The organism is uncultured Sphaerotilus sp., from assembly GCF_963924895.1.
Lineage (GTDB): Bacteria > Pseudomonadota > Gammaproteobacteria > Burkholderiales > Burkholderiaceae_C > Sphaerotilus.
In genome coordinates this window covers 1-6,491 of sequence record NZ_CAWURG010000059.1, presented here as the reverse complement: position 1 = coordinate 6,491, position 6,491 = coordinate 1, and the positions used below count along the sequence as shown (strand labels likewise).

Genomic DNA, 6,491 nt, shown 5'->3' with positions numbered 1-6,491 from the left:
CCGCGGGACACGCGGTCTGGGTCGAAAGGCCCGAAGCCTGTGGAGCGGAGGTCAGACGCGCCAGACCCGTGAGGGGACGACGCGCAGCCGCGATGAAGCAGGAACCCGCCGAAGGCTCGGCCGCGCAAGCGGTCGCGTCCGCCGGAATCCCCGTCCTTTAGGGCGGGGAGGATGTCAATTCGCCGGTGCGAGCTTGACGACGGTGTACTGACCGCCGACCTTGTCGGCGTCGAACTTCACCTTGTCGCCCACCTTCACGGTGTCGAGCATCCCGGCGTCCTGCACGCGGAACACCATCGTCATCGGGGGCATGTCGAGGTTCTTGATCTCGCCGTGCTTGAGCGTGATCTTCTGCTGCGGCTTGTCGATCTTCATCACCTCGGCATCGCTGCTCTGGGCGTGGGCGGGCAGGCCGATCAGCGCAGCAGCAGCGAGGCCGATCGAGGCGATCCGGCGGGTCAGGGCAGTGGTCATGTGGTTCATCAGGTGGAACTCCTTCAGTGCAATCAACGGTTCACTGGTGGTGCTGGTAGACAAGCGTGCCGCCATCGGCCGCGACGAGCAGCACGTCGTACGGATCGCGCCGGCCGCCGTATTCCGGCCCGTCCATGCCGGGCGAGCCGATCGGCATCGCCGGCACCGCCAGCCCGAGCGCCTTGGGCCGCTCGCGCAGCAGGCGCTTGATGTCGGTCGCCGGCACATGCCCTTCGAGCACATAGCCCTCGACCCGCGCCGTGTGGCAGGAACCCAGGCGCTCCGGCATGCCCAGGCGCGCACGCGCTTCGGCGTTGCCGGTGTCGAAGGCGCGGGTGCGGAATCCGCTGGCTTCGAGGTGGCGGATCCAGTCCTGGCAGCAGCCGCAGGTCGGGCTTTTCCAGATCTCGACCAGCGGCGCCGTGCGGGGCGATGCGGCCCGTGCCGACCAGGCCAGCGGGGTGAGCGCCAGGGCCGATCCCATGCGCAACAGCGTGCGGCGGGTGCTCATTTCGCGACCACCTTGAGCGCGCCGACCATGCCGGACTGGAAATGTCCGGCAATCAGGCACGCGAACTGGAAGTCCCCGGGGCGGTTGAAGTGCCACACGATCGCGCCGGACTTGCCGGGCGGCACATGCGCCATGTAGGGCTCGTCGTGTTCCATGTCGGGGAACTTGACCATCAGCGCCGCGTGTTCGGCGAGGTCGGGCGGGGTGCCGATGACGAACTCGTGCATCAGCTTGCCCTCGTTGTGCATCACCAGCCGCACGGTCTCGCCCTGCCGCACGGTGATGCGGTCGGGGCGGAAGCGCATGTCGTCGCCCATGCGCACGGTGACCGTGCGGCGCACGGCGCGCGGGTCGCCGGCGATGCCCCAGGGTTTCTGTTCCTTCTTGACGGGGCCAGCGGCGGCATGGGCCTTGTCGCCGTGGGCTTGCGCCGCGGGACTGAGCGCGAGGCCGCCGCAGCACAGCGCGCAGCAGGCCGCGATGAAGTGGCGGCGGGAAGGGGTGTTGTCGTGCGAGGTCATGGTCATTGCGTCGAGACTCAGTGGTGCTTGTGGTCGGTCGGCTTGCGGGCGCGGACGGTGGTGTCCGTCGGCGCGGGCTGTGCGGGGGCGGCCTTGACGGGTTCGGGCAGCGGCTCGCCGGTCCATTCGTAGGCGACGGTGCCTTTGGGATGTTTGAACCAGCCGGGGTCGCTGTAGTCGCCTGGTTTCTGGTCGCGCCGCACCTTCACGATGCTGAACATCCCGCCCATTTCGACCCCGCCGAACGGCCCTTGCCCAGTCATCATCGGCGCGGTGTTGTCGGGCAGCGGCATCTCCATCTCGCCCATGTCGGCCATGCCGCGCTCGCCCATGACCATGTAGTCGGGGATGAGCTTGGTGATCTTCTTCGCCAGCCCGCTGTGATCGACGCCGATCATCGTGGGCACGTTGTGGCCCATCGCGTTCATCGTGTGGTGGCTCTTGTGGCAATGGAAGGCCCAGTCGCCTTCTTCATTGGCGATGAACTCGATCTGGCGCATCTGCCCGACCGCGATGTCGGCGGTCACCTCCGGCCAGCGCGCCGACTTGGGCACCGGCCCGCCGTCCGTGCCCGTGACCTCGAACTCGTGGCCGTGCAGGTGGATCGGGTGGTTGGTCATCGTCAGGTTGCCCACCCGGATGCGCACCCGGTCGTTCAGCCGCACGTTCAGCGAATCGAGCCCGGGGAAGATGCGGCTGTTCCAGGCCCAGAGGTTGAAGTCGAGCATGGTCATGATCTTGGGCGTCGCACTGCCCGGCTCGATGTCGAAGGCGTTGAGCAGGAAGCAGAAATCGCGGTCGGCGTTCTCGATCAGCGGGTGCCGGCCCTTGGCGTCGAGCTTCGGGTGCGTGATCCACATCCCCATCATGCCCATCGCCATCTGCGTCATCTCGTCGGCGTGGGGGTGGTACATGAAGGTGCCGGGGCGGCGCGCCTCGAATTCGTAGACGAAGGTTTTCCCAGGAGGGATCGACGGCTGCGTCAGGCCCGAGACGCCGTCCATGCCGCACGGCAGGCGCTGGGCGTGCCAGTGGACGGCGTGGTGCTCGGGCAGCTTGTTGGTGACGAAGATGCGCACGCGGTCGCCCTCGACCACCTCGATGGTCGGCCCCGGCGACTGGCCGTTGTAGCCCCACAGGTGGGCGTTGAAGCCGGGGGTCATCTCGCGCACGACGGGTTCGGCGACGAGGTGGAACTCCTTGACGCCCGCGTTCATGCGCCAGGGCAGCGTCCAGCCGTGCAGCGTCACGACCGGGCGGTAAGGGCGGCCGTCGGGCGGCATCAGCGGCGGGGCGGTCTGCGCGCTGGTCTGGATCACGGGTTCGGGCAGGGCGGCCATCGCCACGCGGCTGACCGAAGCGGCGGCCACGGCAGCGCCCGCCTGGAAGAATGTGCGTCGGGAAAGCATGTCGGATTCCTGAAGTCGGGGCAGTGCGTTCAGTGCCCGCCGCCGGCATCGGCGCCAGCGGACGAGGAGGGCGTGGCGCCAGCGGCGAGCGTCGGCCGGCCGAGCATGGCCATCTGTAAATCCGCGTCGGCGAGCCAGAACGCGCGCCGGGCGTCGATGGCCGTGTTGACGCTGGCGATCTGGGCGCGCGCGTCGGCCAGCAGCTCGAACACGCCGATCAGCATGCCGTTGTAGCGCAGCACGTTTTCATCGCGGATGCGCTGGCGCAGCGGCACGATGGCGGTCTGCACATGGCGGGCGATGTCCCAGGCATGGCGCCAGTTCCGGTACGCCTCGCGCACTTCGGAGCGCGCGTCGATGGCGATCTCGGCCGTGCGGTGCAGGCTGGCGGTGTAGGTCGCCTCGGCGCGGGCGACCTTGGCGTCGCCCCAGTCGAACAGCGGCAGCTCCAGTCCGACCTCCCAGGCGCGGCTGCGGTGGCCGTCGTTCGTGACCGAGCGGGTGGCACCGACGTCTAGCACGTTGAGGAACCGGGTCGTGCGTGTCAGGCCGAGGGCGCGGGCGGTCTGCGCGGTGGCGGTCTTGGCGGCCTGCACGTCCAGCCGCTGCGCAAGGGCGCGTTGCTCGATGTCGGGCTGCTCGGCTGGCGTGGCGGGCAGGTCCGGCAGGCGCTCGGGCAGCGTGTAGTCGAGCTGGTCGCCCCACAGGCCGAGGGCGCGGTTCAACTGCTCGCGGGCGGCGTCGCGGGCACGTTCGCCGCGGGCGACGTTGAGCACGGCATCGGCTTCGAACGACTGCTCGCGGGCCAGCGACAGCTTGTTGAAGTTGCCGGCCTGCGCCATGCGCCGCGCCAGTTCCGCGCCAGCGGCGGCGGCGTCGTGGACCTGGTGCAGATAGCGCAGGCTCTCCTCGGCCGCGACCGCCTCGACCCAGGCCCGCCGCACGGTGGCGATCTGCGTGACCACGCGCTGGGTCGTCTGCGCTTGCTGCTGGGCCAGGCGGTGGTTCTCCAGCGTGCGGGTCAGCGGCATCAGCAGCAGGCGGCCGAGGTTGAGGTGCAGCCCACGTTCCCACTCGATTTCCTCGCCGCTGGTGGTGCGGCTGAAGGAGAAGCCAGGATTGGGCAACCGGGTGGTCTGCGCCAGCTCGGCCTGCGTCACGCCGAGGTCGGCGAGCGAGGCCTGCAAACCGCGGTGGTTCAGCAGTGCGACCTCGACCGCGCCGTCCATTGTCAGCGGCGCGGCGAGCAGGGTGCGCAGGCGCTGCTGGGTCTCGGCGGACGGGGCCTGTGCGTCGGGCCAGCGGTTCAGCGTGGCGCCGGTGTGGCGCTGGAGTTGCTGCTGCACGGGTGCGATGGCGGTGTCCGGCGAGGTGCTGGCGCAGCCCGCCAGGAGCGTGGCCGCCGCCAGCGCGCCCAGGGCCAGAGAGCGGGGCGGCTTCATCGTGCGGCTCCCGAGGCGGCGGGCGGCGCGGCGTCGGGCGCCTGCACCTGCTTCAGATACGCCTTCCAGCCGCCGACGGCGCGCACGCGCTCGTTGGTGGCGGGCCAGTCGGCGACCTCGGGGGTGTCCGGCGCGGGACGGCCGGCGAGGGTGGAGCGGTGGGTGAGCGGACGCACGCGAACACCGGGATTGGCGGGGTCGGCGGGATCGCCGGACTGGGCGATGGCCGGTAGCGCCGCGAACGCGAGGGCGAGCGCGGCGGCAGGGAACAGACGGAACATGGGCAGACCTCGGCAGCCGAAACGGATCGGGACAGCGCGCCACCGGCAGGGCGGCGCGCCACGGATCGGATCAGGCCGTGGGGCGGGGAGGTCGGAAGAGTTCGGACGGCGGGCCGTCGCGCACGCCGGTGATCGGCGTGATGGCCGGAGCCGCGTGGGGCAGGGTGTGCAGGTGCAGCACGACCACTGCCGGGAGCCCGAGGCTGGCGTGGCAGACCTCGCACAGCGAGCAACCGGCGTGGGTCGGTGTCGCCTTTTGCGTGCCGTCGTCGTGGCAGTGTGGGGCGGCTTCGGTCGCGTGGTGCGTTGTGACGGCCGGCACCGCCATCTGCGCCATCGCCCACCCGCGCAGCGGCAGCAGCGCGATCACCAGCCAGAGCAGCCAGTGCAGGGTGGGGCGGACGGGGCGGAACATCGCGTCAGTATAGGTCTGCCGCGGTGCCCTTCGCTATCCGGAGGGCAGCAACTCAGGCCGGCGGGCGGATGTCCACCGTCATGCCCATCTGCCGCAGCAGCGTCGCCGAGTCGAACAGGCCGACGACGGTGCGCACGCCGTCCGGGCCGGTCTCGATCAGGTCGATGCCTTCGATCCGCACCGCCTTGCCGGTGGGCGGCAGGCCCAGCAGCGAACCGTGGTTGTGGCCGGTCATGACCCAGGTGGTGTGGGTGCGGTGGTGTTCGAGGCGCTCCACCGGACCCATCTCGAAGTTCAGGTCCGGAAACGCGGTCCACAGCGCCGCGGCGTAGCCCTTCAGCTCCGGGCCGCCGATCGCACCGGGCGTGGTCGGGTCGCGGTAGGTGCCGCCGGGGGCGAAGCAGGCGAGGATCGCGTCGGCATCGTGGCGACACCAGGCGGCGAAATACGCTTGGGTGAGGGCGACAGGGTCGTGGGTGGACATGGTGGAACCTCCGATTCTTCCAGTTGCTACGGCGCACGTCGCACGGACGCGGATGTGCCAAGGCAGTCTGGACCGGTGCCGTTTGGGGCGCGTTAATGGGCCTTGCTCGGCTGCATGGCCCTCATTGCCCCTGCGGCGAGCGTGAGGTCAGCGCCGCCGGTTCGCCGGGCGTGACCAGCGGCGCGGCCGCGGTGGTCGGGCAGTGCGTGAAGCGCAGCATCTCGCCGACGCGGCGCCACTGCTTGAAGTGCGCCAGATAGCGGTTCTGCGCGGCGTAAGCCTCGGCTTCGGCCTCCATCACGCGCGGGCAGTCGGCGAAGAGGGCGTCGCCGTCGCGGCGGTGCTGCAGGTGGTGGATCAGCTCGTGGACGATGAAGGACTGGTCGGTCTCGTCGCGCAGGTCGAGCGTGTCGCGGTAGAGGATCTCGCTGCGGTCGGTGTCGTAGACGGCGATCAGCGTGCGGCAGTGGCGCGGCTCGTCCGGGCAGACGCGGCGGGCCAGTTCGCCCTGGGGCAGCGCGGTGAGGGGTGGCAGGGATGGCGGGACGGGCAGGCCGCTGAGCTTGACGGCCCAGCGCAGCAGGTCGTCCAGCAGTTCGGGATCGGGTGGACGTGGCGGGCCGGCTTGCGCTACCCAGGACAACAGCAGCAGGAGCAGGGGCAGCAAGCGTGACATGGTGGACTCCCTGGCCACCGCTGGAAGCGGCAGCCTGTGCAGTCCACCCTGCCCCCGGGGTGTCAATGCAGCGCAAGCGCAGCGTTTACGGCCCGTCAACGCCGGCGTGCTGGAGTGCGGGTGTGTTCACCACCCGCGTATCCGTCCGGCCAACCCACATTGAATCCTGAGGACCGGACGAGGATGCTTGTGTCCACGAACAAATGCGTGGACACATGGACACTTCTCAAATCGGAACCCAAGACGTTGCTGCAGCGGCCAAGCGTCGCTGGCGGCGG

Annotated in this window: 9 protein-coding genes; all 9 read right to left on the bottom strand. The window is 70.1% G+C overall.

Features of this window, described 5'->3' with window-relative positions:
- Window positions 1–174: 174 nt before the first annotated feature.
- On the bottom strand, window positions 175–483 hold the full coding sequence (locus tag AABN02_RS20000; protein WP_338416674.1) for a copper-binding protein: 309 nt from the start codon (window positions 481–483) through the stop codon (window positions 175–177).
- 31 nt (window positions 484–514) lie between these two features.
- A complete protein-coding gene (locus tag AABN02_RS19995; RefSeq protein ID WP_338416673.1) occupies window positions 515–985 on the bottom strand; it encodes a DUF411 domain-containing protein in 471 nt (156 codons plus the stop codon).
- Window positions 982–1,506, bottom strand: a complete 525-nt coding sequence (locus tag AABN02_RS19990; protein WP_338416672.1) for a cupredoxin family protein — start codon at window positions 1,504–1,506, stop codon at window positions 982–984. Before AABN02_RS19990 ends, AABN02_RS19995 begins: the two co-directional genes overlap by 4 nt.
- Before the next feature lie 17 nt (window positions 1,507–1,523).
- Window positions 1,524–2,915 carry a copper oxidase gene (locus tag AABN02_RS19985; RefSeq protein WP_338416671.1) on the bottom strand — a complete coding sequence of 464 codons (1,392 nt, stop codon included), beginning with the start codon at window positions 2,913–2,915 and terminating at the stop codon, window positions 1,524–1,526.
- A gap of 29 nt (window positions 2,916–2,944) precedes the next feature.
- Window positions 2,945–4,357 (bottom strand): TolC family protein, encoded by a 1,413-nt coding sequence (locus tag AABN02_RS19980; RefSeq protein WP_338416670.1) that lies wholly within the window; start codon window positions 4,355–4,357, stop codon window positions 2,945–2,947.
- Window positions 4,354–4,638, bottom strand: coding sequence for a hypothetical protein (locus AABN02_RS19975; protein WP_338416669.1), 285 nt, complete (start codon window positions 4,636–4,638; stop codon window positions 4,354–4,356). The genes AABN02_RS19980 and AABN02_RS19975 overlap by 4 nt, the downstream gene beginning before the upstream one ends.
- 70 nt (window positions 4,639–4,708) lie before the next feature.
- Entirely contained in the window at window positions 4,709–5,053 is a 345-nt protein-coding gene (locus AABN02_RS19970; RefSeq protein ID WP_338416668.1) for a hypothetical protein, read from the bottom strand.
- Between the two features lie 52 nt (window positions 5,054–5,105).
- Window positions 5,106–5,537: an ester cyclase gene (locus tag AABN02_RS19965; RefSeq protein WP_338416667.1), complete on the bottom strand. Its 432-nt coding sequence runs from the start codon at window positions 5,535–5,537 to the stop codon at window positions 5,106–5,108.
- 121 nt (window positions 5,538–5,658) lie between these two features.
- On the bottom strand, window positions 5,659–6,213 hold the full coding sequence (locus tag AABN02_RS19960; protein ID WP_338416666.1) for a hypothetical protein: 555 nt from the start codon (window positions 6,211–6,213) through the stop codon (window positions 5,659–5,661).
- Window positions 6,214–6,491: the final 278 nt, after the last annotated feature.